The following is a 1,223-nucleotide window of genomic DNA, read 5'->3' as shown; positions in this document are numbered from 1 at the left end:
CCGAGCCACTGGCTATGCCATTAAAGCCAACATTAAAAAGTCAGACCTACCAGCTTGAGTACACCACAGAACACTCATCCCCAAAAGTTAAATCCGTTCAACTTCCTGCACATAAGGTAGTTAGAAACCAAACAGTAAAAATTATTACCGATAAGGCAAGTGTAACCGATAAACTTTTATCGCAAATTAGCCAAGCACTTAACGATAAACAGCTAAAAGTAACCACTAAAAATAACAGCGACTACACACTAACTATTCAGCAACTTGATTTAACTTTCACTGACGATGTTAAGTACGCAATAAAGCAACCTGAGAACCCTTTTACATTATATTCAGATATTGCTCAGCAATACCCAACTCAGGAATGCGCTGCAATATTTGCACAAGTAAGTATGCGCCTCACACACAAAGCATCAGGTGATGTTGTTTGGTTTGCTAAATCTTCTATTGATAGTGCAAGTTTTCATCGTGAGCCACTAGTTTATAGTTTCACCGAAGAGCAAAAAATAACTAATGAGCTTGAGGTTGTCGCTTTTGTCCATCAGCAAAATACTGATGAAGCCCGCATGGAAAGACTTGGAAAAGACATTCAAATTCCTCAGTACAAAACGTTGTCAAAGTTATCTAGCCTTGCCAAGCTTAGTGGTCCATGTAACAGAACAGAAGTAAGCGCATTAACGCCTATGATGCAGTTTTACTTAAGCAGTATATTAATCGATAAAATTAAAGTTCAGTAAATTAGGGTCTGTTGATCTTTACGGATTAAAATTTGTTCAAACTAGGGGCTATTTAATCGCGGCGCTCGGTTTGTAACCTAGTGGGCTCGATAACTGCTCCTGCGTTATTCTAATGACTTACATCCATGTAAGAATAAGTAAAAACCGAGCAACAAAGCGTAAATAGCCCCTAGGAAGAACCCTTTGGGCAGCGCCTGTTTGGCATTAATGCTACTTTATCGCCCATTTATGGGGAATAGCCACACTGCATAGGCTCTGCCTTGCCTATATACCAAACAGACTGCTGCAAATTTAACCTTGAAAGTTCAACAGACCTAACACTTACTACATTTTTTTACAGATTAAAGGAACGAATTAACAATATACTACGCCTAATAACAAATAATAATTAGGCCCCATAGGGATGAGAAACACTTTGCTTAACCATACTTTAGTGAGCATAACATTGCTTTTTTGCTTTATTTTTAGCACCACAAGTATGGCAAG

At 38.4% G+C, this 1,223-nt stretch carries 1 protein-coding gene; it reads left to right on the top strand.

The window, feature by feature from the left end; genetic code table 11:
- Positions 1-737 (top strand): hypothetical protein (locus H5072_RS19905; RefSeq protein ID WP_182694575.1); only part of this gene is annotated, 737 nt, incomplete at its 5' end.
- Between the last annotated feature and the right edge of the window lie 486 nt (positions 738-1,223).

Origin of the sequence: Pseudoalteromonas sp. SR45-5, assembly GCF_014163565.1 — a bacterium.
In the GTDB taxonomy this organism is placed as follows: domain Bacteria; phylum Pseudomonadota; class Gammaproteobacteria; order Enterobacterales; family Alteromonadaceae; genus Pseudoalteromonas; species Pseudoalteromonas distincta.
The sequence above is the reverse complement of the archived record's forward strand: the minus strand, read 5'-3'. Positions and strand labels throughout refer to the sequence as shown.